This window comes from Phenylobacterium sp. (assembly GCF_016124325.1).
In the GTDB taxonomy this organism is placed as follows: Bacteria; Pseudomonadota; Alphaproteobacteria; order Caulobacterales; family Caulobacteraceae; genus Phenylobacterium.
The window spans coordinates 173,121-186,921 of the sequence record NZ_WGNY01000028.1; the positions used below are offsets into that span (position 1 = coordinate 173,121).

Annotated in this window: 17 protein-coding genes; 6 read left to right on the top strand and 11 right to left on the bottom strand. The window is 69.4% G+C overall.

The window, feature by feature from the left end; translation table 11 throughout:
- Positions 1–43: 43 nt before the first annotated feature.
- The 3 genes from GC203_RS16485 to GC203_RS16495 are packed head-to-tail and all read right to left on the bottom strand — an operon-like array spanning position 44 to position 1,987.
- Complete coding sequence (locus GC203_RS16485; protein WP_293456731.1) at positions 44–1,060, bottom strand: MsnO8 family LLM class oxidoreductase; 1,017 nt, start codon at positions 1,058–1,060, stop codon at positions 44–46.
- Positions 1,057–1,512, bottom strand: coding sequence for a GNAT family N-acetyltransferase (locus GC203_RS16490; RefSeq protein ID WP_293456733.1), 456 nt, complete (start codon positions 1,510–1,512; stop codon positions 1,057–1,059). Before GC203_RS16490 ends, GC203_RS16485 begins: the two co-directional genes overlap by 4 nt.
- Positions 1,513–1,519: 7 nt before the next feature.
- The gene (locus GC203_RS16495) at positions 1,520–1,987 is read right to left on the bottom strand and encodes a PaaI family thioesterase (RefSeq protein WP_293456736.1); all 468 of its coding nucleotides are present in this window, start codon (positions 1,985–1,987) and stop codon (positions 1,520–1,522) included.
- 62 nt (positions 1,988–2,049) lie between these two features.
- Here GC203_RS16495 and GC203_RS16500 point away from each other — a divergent pair, with 62 nt between their 5' ends.
- From GC203_RS16500 to GC203_RS16525, 6 genes are all read left to right on the top strand, one after another.
- Positions 2,050–2,349 carry a hypothetical protein gene (locus GC203_RS16500; RefSeq protein ID WP_293456739.1) on the top strand — a complete coding sequence of 100 codons (300 nt, stop codon included), beginning with the start codon at positions 2,050–2,052 and terminating at the stop codon, positions 2,347–2,349.
- 14 nt (positions 2,350–2,363) lie between these two features.
- Positions 2,364–3,512, top strand: a complete 1,149-nt coding sequence (locus GC203_RS16505; protein WP_293456742.1) for an acyl-CoA dehydrogenase family protein — start codon at positions 2,364–2,366, stop codon at positions 3,510–3,512.
- Positions 3,513–3,514: 2 nt separating this feature from the next.
- Complete coding sequence (locus GC203_RS16510; RefSeq protein ID WP_293456745.1) at positions 3,515–3,766, top strand: DUF3253 domain-containing protein; 252 nt, start codon at positions 3,515–3,517, stop codon at positions 3,764–3,766.
- 181 nt (positions 3,767–3,947) lie between these two features.
- Positions 3,948–4,628 carry a PEPxxWA-CTERM sorting domain-containing protein gene (locus GC203_RS16515; RefSeq protein WP_293456747.1) on the top strand — a complete coding sequence of 227 codons (681 nt, stop codon included), beginning with the start codon at positions 3,948–3,950 and terminating at the stop codon, positions 4,626–4,628.
- 73 nt (positions 4,629–4,701) lie between these two features.
- Positions 4,702–5,718: an alpha/beta fold hydrolase gene (locus tag GC203_RS16520; RefSeq protein ID WP_293456749.1), complete on the top strand. Its 1,017-nt coding sequence runs from the start codon at positions 4,702–4,704 to the stop codon at positions 5,716–5,718.
- 63 nt (positions 5,719–5,781) lie between these two features.
- Entirely contained in the window at positions 5,782–6,858 is a 1,077-nt protein-coding gene (locus tag GC203_RS16525; RefSeq protein ID WP_293456751.1) for a Glu/Leu/Phe/Val dehydrogenase dimerization domain-containing protein, read from the top strand.
- Here GC203_RS16525 and GC203_RS16530 read toward each other — a convergent pair.
- The 8 genes from GC203_RS16530 to GC203_RS16565 all read right to left on the bottom strand — a co-directional run.
- Positions 6,855–7,109, bottom strand: coding sequence for a hypothetical protein (locus GC203_RS16530; RefSeq protein WP_293456753.1), 255 nt, complete (start codon positions 7,107–7,109; stop codon positions 6,855–6,857). The two genes, GC203_RS16525 and GC203_RS16530, sit on opposite strands and share 4 nt — an antisense overlap.
- The gene (locus tag GC203_RS16535) at positions 7,106–7,402 is read right to left on the bottom strand and encodes a hypothetical protein (RefSeq protein WP_293456755.1); all 297 of its coding nucleotides are present in this window, start codon (positions 7,400–7,402) and stop codon (positions 7,106–7,108) included. Before GC203_RS16535 ends, GC203_RS16530 begins: the two co-directional genes overlap by 4 nt.
- A gap of 255 nt (positions 7,403–7,657) precedes the next feature.
- Positions 7,658–9,091 (bottom strand): radical SAM protein, encoded by a 1,434-nt coding sequence (locus GC203_RS16540; RefSeq protein ID WP_293456757.1) that lies wholly within the window; start codon positions 9,089–9,091, stop codon positions 7,658–7,660.
- The gene (locus GC203_RS16545; RefSeq protein ID WP_293456760.1) at positions 9,000–9,767 is read right to left on the bottom strand and encodes a prolipoprotein diacylglyceryl transferase family protein; all 768 of its coding nucleotides are present in this window, start codon (positions 9,765–9,767) and stop codon (positions 9,000–9,002) included. Before GC203_RS16545 ends, GC203_RS16540 begins: the two co-directional genes overlap by 92 nt.
- A gap of 40 nt (positions 9,768–9,807) precedes the next feature.
- Complete coding sequence (locus tag GC203_RS16550) at positions 9,808–11,100, bottom strand: ammonium transporter (RefSeq protein WP_293456763.1); 1,293 nt, start codon at positions 11,098–11,100, stop codon at positions 9,808–9,810.
- Positions 11,101–11,270: 170 nt separating this feature from the next.
- Positions 11,271–11,852: a GNAT family N-acetyltransferase gene (locus GC203_RS16555; RefSeq protein ID WP_293456766.1), complete on the bottom strand. Its 582-nt coding sequence runs from the start codon at positions 11,850–11,852 to the stop codon at positions 11,271–11,273.
- 212 nt (positions 11,853–12,064) lie between these two features.
- The gene (locus GC203_RS16560) at positions 12,065–13,375 is read right to left on the bottom strand and encodes an MFS transporter (protein WP_293456768.1); all 1,311 of its coding nucleotides are present in this window, start codon (positions 13,373–13,375) and stop codon (positions 12,065–12,067) included.
- Between the two features lie 179 nt (positions 13,376–13,554).
- On the bottom strand, positions 13,555–13,801 hold a 247-nt coding region (locus GC203_RS16565; protein WP_293456771.1), incomplete at its 5' end, for a hypothetical protein.

Consider the following 13,801-nt stretch of genomic DNA (forward strand, 5'->3'; position numbering starts at 1 on the left):
GGCTCCTGTGGCGGCTGGTCCCCATTGAACCCCTCGGCGCCGGTTACGTTGCGGGCGCCGAGACTCCGGCTTGGGCGGCGATCAGCTCCAGCGACCGGATGCGCTCGGGCAGGGACGGCCCTGTCGCCATGACAAACACCTCGTCGGCGCCGCTGGAGGAGGCCTTGGCCTGGAGGCGATCCACGACGTGGGCGGCGTCGCCGGCGATCGTGCGGGCTTCCACGTCGGCGAGCAGCGGCGTGCCCATCCACTCGGCGAGGAAGGCCTCGGCGCCTTCGACATCGGTGAAACGGCGCCGACGGCCCGACAGCATGGAGACCGTGCCCGCGCGCCGGGGCGCGTCGCCCCGCCATCCCGCTTCGGCGGTCTCGGCGGCATATCCGATGACGGCGGTCCCGGCCCAGGGTTCCGACCGGAAGGCCGAGGGCTGGAACGTCCGGCGGTAGGCCGCGACGGCCGGGGCCGCTTCGGCGCGGGCGATGAACTCGGCGAACACCATGCCCACGCCCATGTGGCCGGCGAAGGCGGCGCTTTCCTCCGAGGTGCACAACACGAAGACGTCAGGGTGCGACGGTCCCGAAGGGCTGGCCTTGATGTCGTGGATCGGGTGGCCGTCCGGGATCGGAACCTTGCCGCCGGCGTCGAGGAGCCAGGCGGACAGCAGCTGGAAATACTGGGGGAAGGCGTCGGAGCCCACCGAGCGAAGCGCCCCGCCCGTGCGCGCATCGGCGCCCAGGGCGCGGCCCAGGCCCAGATCGATGCGGCCGGGCGCCAGCGCCTCCAGTTCCATGAAGGTCTCGGCCACCTTCAAAGGCGAATAGTTGACCAGCATGACCCCGCCCGAGCCCAGGCGGATGCGGCTGGTCTGCTGGGTCAGGGCCGCGATCAGGATTTCGGGATTGGGCGAGCCCAGCGCGGCGATGTTGTGGTGCTCGGCGACCCAGAAGCGGTGATAGCCCAGCCGCTCGGCCGCCCGCGCCACGTCGATGGTCTCGCGCACGGCCTGGGCCTGGGTCGCGTCGCCGGTGACAGGCGACAGGTCGAGGACGGACAGCTTCATCGGCGGCTCAACTCCATCCAGCGCGCCCGCGGGATCGCCATCCGTCGGTGCATGCCGTCGAACATGCCCTGAGGCGTCAGGCCTTCGCGCTCGTAGACCCGCTGGGCGCGCGCATTGTCGACGTGGACGTCCAGCCAGAAGGCCTCCGCCGGCGTGGTCTCGAAGACCCAGTCCATGATCTCGCGCAGAATACGCCCGCCAAGGCCTCCGCCCGGCGTCTGCAGCGCGATCCGCCTCAGCCGCACCTGCGGTTCGCGGAAGGCCTGGAGGATGACGAAGCCGGTCAGGCGCGCGCCGTCGCGGACGCCGAAATAGCGGGCGTCGGGCGAGGCCATCTCCGCGGCGTGGGCGTCGGCCTCCCAGCGGCCGATGTAGGCCTCGTAGCCGGGCAGGCGCTCGAGGCGCATCACCTCGGGGATGTCGGCGGGCGCCAGGGGCTGGAGCGTCTCCATGTGCCCGTTAGCTGGCGCGCACGGTCGTCTTCTTCAAGACCGACGAGAAGCTCATCACCGGGCCGCCGGGCGCGGTAATGATGCCGCGCACGAACACCATGCTCTTGCCGGGCTTCACCACCTCGCCGGTGCATTCGACGATTTCGCCCGGCCGCGCGGTGCCCACGAACTCGCCGTTGAAGGTGGCCGTGACGGTGCGGCTGCCGTCGATCACGTCGCGGGCGATCACGAACAGGCAGAAGTCGGCGAAGGTCATCACGCAGCCGCCGTGCATGAAGCCGCCGCCGTTCATGTGCTTCTGCTCGGCGCGGAAGGCGCAGACCGGCCGGCCATCGTCGCCGATGCGGTAGTAGAAGGGCCCCGCCAGGTCCTCGAACGGATCACCGCCTGGATAGCAATGCCAGCCCTTCCACTCCCCTTCGGTCACCAGGGTGAGCTTCGAGGTGTAGTCGTTTTCCGAAACGCCGCCGTCCATTGCCCCTCACCGGTTCGAACTCTAGTTTGACGCCCCGCTTAAGACCCTATCGGGGACCCATCATGCAAGGCCTCGTCCTACTCGCGCTCCTGGCGTTCGCCGGCCAGCCGGCCAGCGACGCGCCGCCGACCAAGGAGGAGCCGCCGGCCGCGGAGGCGCCCGCCTCCGACGTCAAGCCTGCCGACATCTCCAAGGCCGTCGACGAGAACGGCGTGCCCGCCTGGGCCAAGCGCAAGCACAAGCAGCCGGTCCAGAACTGCGAGACCAAGCCGAACATCGGCATCGAGACCTGGCGCGAGAGATATGACGGCTCGGGCAAGGACCGCCTGAAGCCGAAGCCGCCCACCAACGTCTGCCACTAGAGGAACGACCACCCATGGCGCTCGACGCCGAGACCCGCGATCAGCTCATCGACACCGTCCGCCGCTTCGTCACCGAACGCCTGCGCCCGCTCGAAGCCAAGGTGTCGGAGGATGACGCCATCCCTGATGACGTGGTCGAGGAGATGAAGGCTCTAGGCCTGTTCGGCCTGTCGATCCCCGAGGAATACGGCGGCCTGGACCTGTCCATGGAGGACGAGTGCCTGGTGGTGATCGAGCTGGGGCGCACCAGCCCGGCTTTCCGTTCCACCTTCGGCACCAACGTCGGCATCGGCAGCCAGGCCCTGGTGATGTTCGGGACCGACGCGCAGAAGGAGAAGTACCTGCCCGGCATCGCTGCCGGCGAGATCATCACCTCCTTTGCGCTCACCGAGCCCGAGGCCGGTTCGGATTCCGGCAGCGTCCAGACCCGCGCCGTGCGCGACGGCGACCACTACGTGCTGAACGGCGCCAAGCGCTACATCACCAACGCCAACAAGGCGAACCTGTTCACGGTGATGGCGCGCACCGATCCTTCCAAGCCGGGTGGCGGCGGGGTTTCGGCGTTCCTCGTGGAGCGCGACCTGCCGGGCGTCTCCGTCGGCAAGCCCGAAAAGAAGATGGGCCAGCAGGGCGCCCACGTCTGCGACGTCATCTTCGACAATGTGCGCGTGCCCGCTGAAAACCGTATCGGCGCCGAGGGCGAGGGCTTCAAGGTCGCCATGCAGGTGCTCGACAAGGGCCGCCTGCACATCTCGGCCCTGTGTGTGGGCGTGGCCGAGCGGCTGATCGCCGACAGCGTGGCTTACGCCGCCGAGCGCAAGCAGTTCGGCCAGGCGCTCAGCCAGTTCCAGCTTGTTCAGGGCATGATCGCCGACTGCAAGACCGAGGCGCTGGCGGCCCGGGCGCTCACCATGGAGACCGCCCGCAAGCGCGACGCCGGCCAGAACGTCACGATGGAAGGCGCGGCCGCCAAGTACTTCGCCTCGGAGATGGTCGGGCGCGTGGCCGACAAGGCCGTGCAGATCTTCGGCGGCGCCGGCTATATCGCCGAATACGGCATCGAGCGCTTCTACCGCGACGTGCGCATCTTCCGGATCTACGAGGGCACCAGCCAGATCCAGCAGGTGATCATCGCCCGCGAGACCCTGAAGCGCGGGGGCTGAGGGTGTCTGCCGCCGTCGAGGCCGCCATCTTCGACCTGCTGGCCAAGGTCGCGCCGGGCAAGTCGGTGTCGCCGGAAGAGGTCGCCCGCGCGGTCGACCCGGCCGGCTGGCGGCGCGAACTGCCCAAGGTGCGCCCCATCGCGGTGGGGCTGGCCCGCGCGGGCCGCCTGGTGATCCTGCGCCACGGCAAGCCGGCGGATCCCGATGAGTTCAAGGGCGTCTGGCGGATGCGCATGCCGGACGAGGCCGCCTGAAGGGACCGGCTGAGCGAGCTGCTTCAGGCCGTATCGGTGACAAGTGCGGGTTGCGTTCTCCGGCTCTGATGCGCGTGGGAGGCGAACCGTCTTGTTCCATCTTCCCCCGTCTTCATGGTGAACGGATCGGATTGCGATGTGTCGATGCATCGCGAGGCGCCGTCGGGGGGACGTCAAGGTCATGCGGAAATTCAAGCTGCTCGGCGGCGTCGTTGCTGCGCTCGTTCTGAGCGCGTCGGGCGCGCAGGCGGTCGAACTGGTCACCAATGGAGACTTCGCGACCGGGGACTTCACGGGCTGGACCCTTTACACGACGGCTAACGGCACGCTCGGGGTCGCTCCGGCGCCGCAAGTCGCCTCCTTCGACGTCACCGGGAGCGGCGCAAGCAACGCTGCCGAACTGGAAGTCGGCGAGGTGGACTTCACGGCAGTCGACGAAGGCGGCGGACTGTTCCAGAGCATCACCACGATCGCGGGGCTCCTGAACTTCAGCGCCGACTTCGCGGCGCTCGGCCGCGAGACCGTCCCCAACAGTGCGGGTGGGGTCTTCTCGGTGCTGCTCGATGGGGTCGTCAAGGCGAGTTTCAACGCGGGCCCGGTCGACCCCTTGGAGGTCAAGCGCGGAACTCTGACGTTCAGCGAAGTCGTGACAGCCGGCTCCCACGTTTTGTCCGTGCAGGCGGCGCGCCCTTTCAAGATCGGTACGCAATACTACAGCACGCCGCTCCAATACTTCGACAACATCTCGGCGACCCAGGGCGCCGTGCCGGAGCCCGCCACTTGGGCGCTGATGATCGCGGGCTTTGGCCTTGCCGGCGGCGCCCTGCGCCGGCGCGGAGCGATCGCTTCCCGGGCGAGGTAACCTCCCGGCCGGCGGCGCGACGGAATCGTCTTTCCCCAAGGTTAATCCGCGGGTCCTATAGTCTCGCCCCAAGATGAAGCGTCTCGCCGTCATCCTGCTTGCTCTGTCGCTGGCCGCCTGCGCGCCGATGCTGCGCCAGCAGGCGATGACGCCCGGGCCGGGCTTCTCCGGGCCGCACTTCGAGGTCAACCACGTCGTCAGCTTCGACGGCGCGAGCCTGGGCCTGACCACCTGGGAGGCCGAGGGCGAACCCTGGGCGGTGATCGTCGCCGTCCACGGCATGAACGACTACGCCAACGCCTTTCACCTTGCCGGGCCGGAATGGGCCAGGGCCGGCGTCACCACCATCGCCTACGACCAGCGCGGATTCGGCCGCTCACCTGGGCGGGGCATCTGGGCCGGCGACGCCCTGATGGTCGAGGATCTGCGCACCGTCGCCGCCCTGGCCCGCGCCCGCTATCCGCACGCGATCCTGGCCGTGGTGGGCGAGAGCATGGGCGGTTCGGTCGCCGCCGAGGCCTTCGCCTCCGACAACCCGCCCACGGCCGACCGGCTGATCCTGCTGTCGCCGGGCGTCTGGGGGTTCGACACCCAGCCCTTGCCCTATAAGGCCGCCCTGTGGCTGGCGGCCAACTTCACGGCGTCGAAGGTCTACACCCCGCCCGAATGGGTGACGAAGCGGATCGTCCCCACCGATAACCGCCCGGAGTTGATCGCCATGGGCCGCGATCCGCTGATGATCTGGGGCGCGCGGTCCGACACCCTCTATGGGCTGGTGAAGATGATGAGCCGGGCCGCCGACGACGTCGGCCGCGACCACCTGCCGACGCTCTACTGCTACGGCGACCACGACGACATCGTCCCGAAGAACGCCGCCTTCGCCGCGGCGAAGACCCTGCCGCCCACCGACCGCACCGCCTACTACGTGGGCGGCCACCACCTGCTGGTCCGCGACCTGGAGCGCGCGCGCACCATCGGCGACATCCTCAGCTTCATCCGCGATCCGCATGCGCCGCTGCCGTCGGGCGCCCCGCCGATCCCCGGCGCGTCGGAGCCGCCGGGCGGGACACAACGCGCGGCGGGCTTGTGACATGATCCGCTCCAGCGTACATGGCGGCGCGAAATTCGTCCCTCAGGAACGCGAGTTCACGGCATGACCTTGTTCGACTCCCCGGCTTTCGAGGGACATGAAGGCGTACACGCCTTCTCGGATGAAAAAACAGGCCTGAGGTGCATCATCGCGGTCCATTCGACGGCGCGTGGGCCCGCGGCCGGCGGCTGCCGCATGTGGCCCTACGCCAGCGCCGAGGCTGCGCTGGAGGACGCGCTGAAGCTCTCGCGCGCCATGTCCTACAAGAACGCCATGGCCGACCTCGACCTGGGGGGCGGCAAGAGCGTGATCATCGGCGATTCCCGCACCCAGAAGACGCCGGCGCTGTTCGAGGCCTTCGGCCGCGCCGTGCAGGACGTGGGCGGCAAGTACTGGACGGCCGAGGATGTGGGCGTCTCGCCCGCCGACCTCCTGCATGCGCGCAAGAACACCTACTACGTGGCCGGCCTGGAAGGCCGCAGGGAGTCCTCCGGCGATCCCAGCCCGGTGACGGCCGAGGGCGTGTTCCGCGGCGTGCGGCTGTGCGTCGAGCGGGCGCTGAAGACCGACCTCAAGGGCGTGCGCGTGGCGATCCAGGGCGTGGGCCACGTGGGCGGCTATCTCGCCCAGAAGCTGCACGCGGCGGGCGCCAAGCTGACCCTCACCGACGTCAACGCCGAGGCCCTGGCCCGCGTGGCCGCGGCCACCGACGCCGAGATCGTGGCGCCCAGCAACATCTTCGACGTGGACTGCGACGTCTTCGCCCCCTGCGCGCTGGGCGGGGCGATCAGCCTCGACACCCTTCCGCGCATCCGCGCCCGGGTCATCGCCGGGGCGGCCAACAACCAGCTGGCCGACGCCGAGGCAGGCCGCGAGCTGTTCGACCGCGGCCTGCTCTACGCCCCGGACTATGTGATCAACGGCGGCGGCATCATCAACGTGGCCGGCGAGATCCGCGCCCTGGAGCGCGACGAGGCCTTCGATCCGGCCTGGGTGGACGAGAAGCTCGACCGCCTGACCGCGACGCTGGACGAGGTGCTGGACCTTGCCGCGCGCCAGCGCCGCCCGACCCACGAGGTGGCCAACGAGATCGCCCGCGACCGCATCCGCGGCGCCGCGCAGAAGAAGGCGGCGGCCTAGGCGGTTGGCGCTGAGGCCTTCCGCAGTCGCAGGCCCAACCACAGCAACAGCGCCCCGACCAGCGTCGGCAGGCCGCCCAGGATCAGGGCGGCGACCAGCACGACGCCGCCGTAGTTCTCCGGCCCGGGGTGGGATGCGTCGACGATCCCGGCGACGACGTAGAAGGCGGTGCAGGTCCCGCACAGTGCGGTCATCAGCCCGCCGACCACGATCAGCAGCCCGCTCCAGAACCGGCGCACGGCGTCGGTCATGGCGTGTCGCCCGACGTGGCAGGCCCGCTGGGCGGCCCCGCGCCCCGCACCAGCCCGCGTCCCGCGATGAACAGGCCGACGCCGACGATGATCGGAATCGCGCCCACCGCGAGCGCGATGCCGATAAAGCTCAGGCCGTCCCCCGGATGAGCGAGCATCTCCAGGAGCCCCGCGCCGACGCCGAACAGGGTGCAGAGACCGCTCAGGCCGCCGATCAGCGCCCCCGCCGCGACCAGCAGCACGCCGAAGAAGCGTTGGACGGCGTGGCCGTTCCGACTGCCGGGATCAGTCATGAGACTTGTCCATCGTTGCGGGCCGGGTGTGCCGTCTGACGATCCACTCCCCAGCGAACCACAGGGGAAAGCCAACTAGGAATGAAAGGCCCGGCGCCATCCAGACCGAGAGGTCCGGGTGACCGCCAGCTTCGTGGGTGTAAGACAGCATGAAGCCCGTGCCGCATGTGCACAGGCCGGAGAAAGCCAAGATGCACACGCCGATCGTGCGCATCACCTCTCCGACGAGGTGAAGGCGCGCTCTCTCAGCACCTCTCACGCCCGCCCCCTCGCCAGCGCCGCCGCGCCGGGCGCGCCCTCGCGATAGAAGGTGTTGAAGGTGTCGAAGGGGATGATGTGGCCGTCCGGCTGGACGAAGTGGACGCAAGATCGCTTCACCGTGCCCAGGTCGAAATTGAAGCGGTCGAGGAACTGGCTGACCACCACGCGGAAGGTGTTCTCGTAGGCCACCTCCTGCGGCACCGCCGCCTCGGGCAGGCAGCAGAGCAGGGCGGCCAGCTTGTCGGCCGTGTTCCCCTGGGCCGTCGACAGCGACAGCAGCTCGAACACCTTCTCGCGAAGTTCGGGATAGCTCTCGAAGGTGACCGTGTTGGGCGCGGCGGCCACGAACAGTTCGCGCGGCAGCATGGCGGTGACCGGCTCCACGCGGGCGCCGTTCCGCAGCCCGTAGCCGATGCAGATCTGGTCGGGATTGCAGGGCAGGGGGATCAGGTCGTCGAGGCCGAAGACCCCCGCCTCGGCGATGGCGCGGCGAACCTGGGTGAGCACGATGCGGTGCCGCCTGGCGTCGAAGCCGTCGTTGCGGCCGGCGTCCTGGATCGGCTGGAACGTCACGCCGCGCACGCAGCGCCAGTCGAGGGCGAAACGGACGATGTCGGCGATCTCGCCGTCGTTGACGCCCTTCTTCAGGGTGACGACCAGGGTGGTCGAGACGCCCGCCCGCTCCAGCGCCTCCAGGGCCTCGACGCGCACCTTGGTCAGGTCGGCGCCGCGCAGCTCCATCAGGGCGTCGCGCTGCAGGCTGTCGAACTGCAGATAGACCTCGAAGCCCGGCATGTAGCCCGCCAGCCGCTCGGCGAAGCCCGGCTCGCGGGCGATCCTGAGGCCGTTGGTGTTGATCATCAGGTGGCGGATGGGCCGGGCCTTGGCCGCGTCCAGGATCGCCCAGAAGTCGGGATGGATCGTGGGCTCGCCGCCCGAGAGCTGGACGAGGTCGGGCTCGCCCTCGGCCGCCACGATCACGTCCAGCATGGCTTCGATCTCGGCCAGCGGCCGGTGGCCGGTGCGCTTCACCGAGCTGTCGGCGAAGCAGACGGGGCAGGAGAGGTTGCAGGCCTCGTTCACCTCGACGATCGCCAGGCACGAGTGCTGCTCGTGGTCGGGGCAGAGGCCGCAGTCGTAGGGGCAGCCGTGCTCGGTGCGGGTGGCGACCGACAGCGGCCGGTCGCCCGGCTTCAGCCATTCCCGCTGGGACTTCCAATAGGCGAGATCGTCGGCAATCAGGGTCTTCTGGACGCCGTGCTCGCGGCAGCGCTTGAGGTAGAAGACGCTGTCGTCCTCGGCGATCACCTTGGCCGGGACCAGCGCCAGGCAGGTCTCACACAGGCTCGTGGTCTGGCCGAGGAACAGGTAGGGCGCCGCCTTGCGCGTCGGCGCGACGGAGGTCGCGCCGGTAGTAGACCCATCCATAGGCGACCAGCCCCCCGCACAGGATATGGAAGACGTTAAACGGCCCGATCAACGGCGGATAGGGCTTCAGGAACTCCCAGCCGAAACGTGTCGCGCCGTACCAGATACACAGCGCGTAGAAGCCGCGGCGCAGGGCCCAGGCTCGCCGGCGCGCCAGGCCTTCGAGGTAGAGCGCCAGGAACAGCGCCATGGCCAGGCTCTCGTAGATTTCCACCGGATGGCGGCCCACGCCATCGCCGAGGTTGACGGCCCAGGGCAAGGAGGTGGGGTTCCCATAGGTGCCGTCCGGCAGGCCGGCGAACAGGCAGCCCCAGCGGCCCACCACCACGCCCAGGGCGAAGGGCCCCACGAACACGCCGCCCGTGGAGCCTTCGATCCCGCGGATCGCCTTGTAGATTTCGACCGCCACGATCGCGCCCACCAGCGCGCCGACCACGCTGTGCGACAGCGCCGGGTGGGCGTCGCGCAGGGTGTTGAGCGAGCCGGCCAGCCAGGCGCCGGGGATCGCGCCCGCCGCCAGGGCCGCGAAATAGCCGCCGCCCACCTTGCCGGCGACCTGCTCGGTCAGGCCCCTGAGCCGCCATCGGTAGAGCCCGAAGCTGAGCGCGAGGCCCGACCCCCAGCCCGCGAGGTCGAACAGCGTATGCGCCCAGGTCGCGGTGGGAACGTGGATCATCGGCCGCCATCAAGGCAGTCGAATCACCCCGCCTCAAGCCTCAGCCCTGGTAGGCCCGCTCGCCGTGGGTGGAGAGGTCGAGGCCGTCCTCGATCGCCTCCGGGTTGGCCCGCAGGCCGACGGTGAAACGGCAGACCAGCAGGATCGCCACGGAGCCGATCGCCGACCAGGCGCAGACGGCGGCGACGCCAAGGGCCTGGACACCGAACTGACGGACCGCATCCATGCCTTCGGCATAGCCGGCCCCGCCGAGAGCGGTCGAGGCCAGCCCGGCGACCAGCAGGGTCCCCAGGATGCCGCCCACGCCGTGGACGGCGAAGACGTCGAGGCTGTCGTCCAGCTTGAGGCGGTGTTTCACGAGGTCGACGGCGTGGAAGCAGACGAAGCTTGCCGCGGCGCCCAGGGCGACGCCGCCCAGCGGGCTGACGAAGCCGGAGGCGGGGGTGACCGTGGCCAGGCCGGCCACGACGCCGGTCACCAGGCCCACCATGCTGGAGCGGCCGAATTTCAGCTTCTCGATCAGCGCCCAGACGAGGCCAGCGGTCGCCGCCGACATGTGGGTGGCCACGAGAGCCGCGCCGGCCGAGGCGTCGGCGGCCAGGGCGCTACCTGCGTTGAAGCCGTACCAGCCCACCCAGAGCATGCCGGCGCCCATCATCGTCATGCCCGGGTTGTGCGGCGGGTGGAGGTCCTTCGGGAAGCCGTCGCGCGGTCCGAGCATGGCCACGGCCACCAGCGACGAAATCCCCGCGGTAGCGTGGACGACGAGGCCGCCGGCGTAGTCCATCACGTGCCGCTGGGCCAGCCAGCCGCCGCCCCAGACCCAGTGGCAGACCGGCGCATAGACGATCAGCAGCCACAGGGCCGAGAACAGGATCACGGCGCCGAAGCGGATGCGCTCGACGTAGGCCCCGACGATCAGGCCGGGCGTGATGATCGCGAAGGTCATCTGGAAGGCGAAGAAGACGCTTTCCGGCAGGGCGCCCACGACCGCGCCGCGCCCGCCTGGAAGAGCGAACTTGGCGAGGTCGCCGATCAGCGCGCCGTCGCCGGAGAACGCCAGGCTGTAGCCGCCCGCCAGCCAGAGCACCGAGGCCACGCAGGCGATGGCCACGCAATGGGCCATCACCGACAGGGCGTTCTTCGCCCGCACGAGGCCTGCGTAGAAGAGTGCGAGACCGGGCAGGGTCATGAACAGGACCAGCGCGGTGGCGGCCAGCATCCAAGCCGTGTGGGCGGGGTCGGCCGATGGCGTCTGGGCGTGGGCGACACTCGCAGCGGTTGCCGCGAAAATGAGCGCTCCGGCGCCGGCCAGCTTTCTGACGCGAGACATCTGTCCACCCCCTCGACCCGCGCCGCCGGCGGTTTTCCACCGATCTGCCCATGCGCGAAGCAGGCTCGCATAAACAGTAGGCAGGCGGCGTCTCCAACCCGGATCGGGGACGGCGCTGGATCGCCCGTCAGGCAATCCAGCGCTTCGCCGATTTTCTATGCATCCGGCGCCTATAGATTGGGCTTTTGCCGCGCGAGCCAGGCCTCACGCGTCAGCAGCCAGACCTGCTTCTCACCCTGGCCGGCCACATAGCTGAACGGCTCGCGGCCCACTTCGACCGCGCCCTGCTTTTCCTTCACCCGCGCCGAGGCGCGGTTTTCCACCGCATTGGTCAGATACAGGAACGGCCATTCGAGCACATCGAAGGCGTAGGCCGTCACCGCCTCGGCGGCTTCGGTCATCAGCCCCTGGCCATGCAGCAGCGGGTCGAGCCAGAAGCCGCGCATGTCGCGCCGGTCCTGAGGGAGGGGCCACAGGTCGATGCGGCCGCGCAGCTCGTCGTCGCCGTCCTTGAGCGTGATCGCCCAATAGAACTGCTCGCCTCTGGCGCGCTTCTCCAGGCACTGGGCCATGTTGGTCGCCGCCCCGTCTTCGGGGTAGGGCCAGGGGATCGCCGGACCCAGCCATCGCACCACCTCCCACTGGGGGAAGATGCGCTGGACGGCGGGAACGTCACGCGCCTCGAGCGGGCGCAGGATCAGCCGCTCGGTCTCGAGGACGGGCGTGGGGGGTAAGGGGACTTGGAATGTCATCTCCGGTCTTTCGGTATTCGCCGAAGGCCGGGGCTCGCCTTCTTCCCTGGTTCGTCCGCCCCGGCCGGTCCGGCGGGGCTTGGAAGCGGGAAGGTCTCAGGCGGCGATGGCGCGCGCAGAACCGTCCCGAAGCCCCGCGAAAGCGGCTTCATTGCAACCGGACGGATTGGCGGCCTGGCGAACCATGGCCGCGCCCATAGCACAGGCGATGGCTAGACCGCCAGATTGCGGCGCGGCTCGCGCACGGCGACCACCAGGATCAGCAGGGCCGAGGCCAGGAAGCCCAGCGAGGCGCCGAACACGATATTGTAGCCGAAGAGGTCGGCCATCTGCCCGCCGATCAGCGGACCCAGCGTGGCGGTGATGCTCTCGGCCGTGGCCGAGACGGCGATGCGCATCGGCAGGTCGTCGCGGTTGCCGAACTCCAGGATCATGGTCTGGGCCGCCATCATGTAGCCGGCCTGCGCCGCGCCCAGGCCGAAGAACGAGGCGAAGATGGCTGGCGTGGTGTGGACGGTCATCAGCAGCGCGGTCGCCGCGATCCAGGCGACGATCGAGATCAGCAGCACGAGGCGGAAGCCCGTCTTGTCGCCGAGATAGCCCCAGACGAGGTTCGAGATGGTGTCGGCGCCCAGGAACGCCGCCGTCAGCACGCCCAGCAGCGCCGGGGTCATGTGCACGCTGGCCCCGACGTAGAGGATGTAGAACGGGGTCGCGATCCGCGCCGAGGTGGCCAGCATCTGGACCACGAGGAAGAGGGCGTAGCTGCGGTCCTGCCGGATCAGCGCGGGGAACTCGCGGATGCGGTCGCGGAAGCGGGCCTGCGGCCGGGTGGTGGGCGGCTCGGGCTCGCGCAGCAGGATCTGCAGCGCCGACAGACCCAGGCTGGTCAGCACGAAGGCGCAGACGAAGGTGGTGGAATAGCCGTTGCCGAAGACGTTGGGGCCGATCAGGTAGCGGCCGGCCAGGCCGCCCAGTATGGCCGCGATCAGCCCGCCGGTGGCGTTGCGCCAGGCCTGGAGACGGCCCCGGCGGCTGAGCGGGATCACCTTGGACATCAGGAGGCTGAACACCACCCGCTGGGCGCCCATGAAGATGCCGAACATGGTGATGAAGATCAGCATCGCCCAGACCAGCGGCTGGCCCTTCAGGAACCAGCCGGCCAGCGCCATGCAGAGGATCGCCACGCGCCCCAGGCCGCCCATCCACATGGCGGCGGGCATCACCTTCGTGCGGTGCTCCACCTGCGAGCCGGCGAAGATCGGCGAGATCACCCCGCCCAGCTGCTGCAGCGCCAGCGCCAGGCCGACGATCGTGTTCGAGCCAGAGATCTGGTGGATGTAGGCGGGGAGGAAGGTCGGGGCGTTCACCAGCCGAAAGCCGGTCATCCCCAGCATGCCGTGCAGGTAGTTGCCGAGGTAGTTCCGCTTCAGGTTGTCCCAGATGAACTTCTCATAGGCTGCTTCGCGCGCGGCCAGATCATCCGGCTCGGTGACGGCGTCGTCGTCCAGTTTGGCGTCCAATCCCACACAGCCCGCATGCCGGCGGGCCTTGCAGCCCGCCCCCCGCGGCTCCCTCTCGGCGCATCGGAAGAATTCGAAGCTTCGGTCCGATGACCGGCCGAGCCATCCGTAATGCTAGAGCGCATTTCGCCGAAGGGGAAACCGCTTCGGCGAAAAATTTCCGCTGCGGGTGAACGTCCTTACGCGAACAGGAAGTCGCCGCTGTGGAGGCTGGCGAGCTGGAGGTTGTTGAGTTGGAGGGTGTCGCCGGCGTCGTCGGTGATGACGATGTTGGAGCCGGCCTGCACGGCATGGGCGATGACGTCGGCGAAGTCGGTGAAGCCGACGCCGTCGAAGCGGATCACGTCGTCGCCGGGCTTGAAGTCGATGACGATGTCGTCGCCGAAGTCCTGGCCGAACACGAACAGGTCCGAACCGCGGCCGCCG

Bases quoted from the DNA above. Each gene is read 5' to 3' on its own strand.
- GC203_RS16520 (WP_293456749.1), top strand. From the start codon at position 4,702: ATGAAGCGTCTCGCCGTCATCCTGCTTGCTCTGTCGCTGGCCGCCTGC.
- GC203_RS16550 (WP_293456763.1), bottom strand. From the start codon at position 11,100: ATGTCTCGCGTCAGAAAGCTGGCCGGCGCCGGAGCGCTCATTTTCGCG.
- GC203_RS16500 (WP_293456739.1), top strand. From the start codon at position 2,050: ATGCAAGGCCTCGTCCTACTCGCGCTCCTGGCGTTCGCCGGCCAGCCG.
- GC203_RS16485 (WP_293456731.1), bottom strand. From the start codon at position 1,060: ATGAAGCTGTCCGTCCTCGACCTGTCGCCTGTCACCGGCGACGCGACC.
- GC203_RS16515 (WP_293456747.1), top strand. From the start codon at position 3,948: ATGCGGAAATTCAAGCTGCTCGGCGGCGTCGTTGCTGCGCTCGTTCTG.
- GC203_RS16495 (WP_293456736.1), bottom strand. From the start codon at position 1,987: ATGGACGGCGGCGTTTCGGAAAACGACTACACCTCGAAGCTCACCCTG.
- GC203_RS16525 (WP_293456751.1), top strand. From the start codon at position 5,782: ATGACCTTGTTCGACTCCCCGGCTTTCGAGGGACATGAAGGCGTACAC.
- GC203_RS16535 (WP_293456755.1), bottom strand. From the start codon at position 7,402: ATGACTGATCCCGGCAGTCGGAACGGCCACGCCGTCCAACGCTTCTTC.
- GC203_RS16545 (WP_293456760.1), bottom strand. From the start codon at position 9,767: ATGATCCACGTTCCCACCGCGACCTGGGCGCATACGCTGTTCGACCTC.
- GC203_RS16540 (WP_293456757.1), bottom strand. From the start codon at position 9,091: ATGGATGGGTCTACTACCGGCGCGACCTCCGTCGCGCCGACGCGCAAG.
- GC203_RS16490 (WP_293456733.1), bottom strand. From the start codon at position 1,512: ATGGAGACGCTCCAGCCCCTGGCGCCCGCCGACATCCCCGAGGTGATG.
- GC203_RS16555 (WP_293456766.1), bottom strand. From the start codon at position 11,852: ATGACATTCCAAGTCCCCTTACCCCCCACGCCCGTCCTCGAGACCGAG.
- GC203_RS16505 (WP_293456742.1), top strand. From the start codon at position 2,364: ATGGCGCTCGACGCCGAGACCCGCGATCAGCTCATCGACACCGTCCGC.
- GC203_RS16530 (WP_293456753.1), bottom strand. From the start codon at position 7,109: ATGACCGACGCCGTGCGCCGGTTCTGGAGCGGGCTGCTGATCGTGGTC.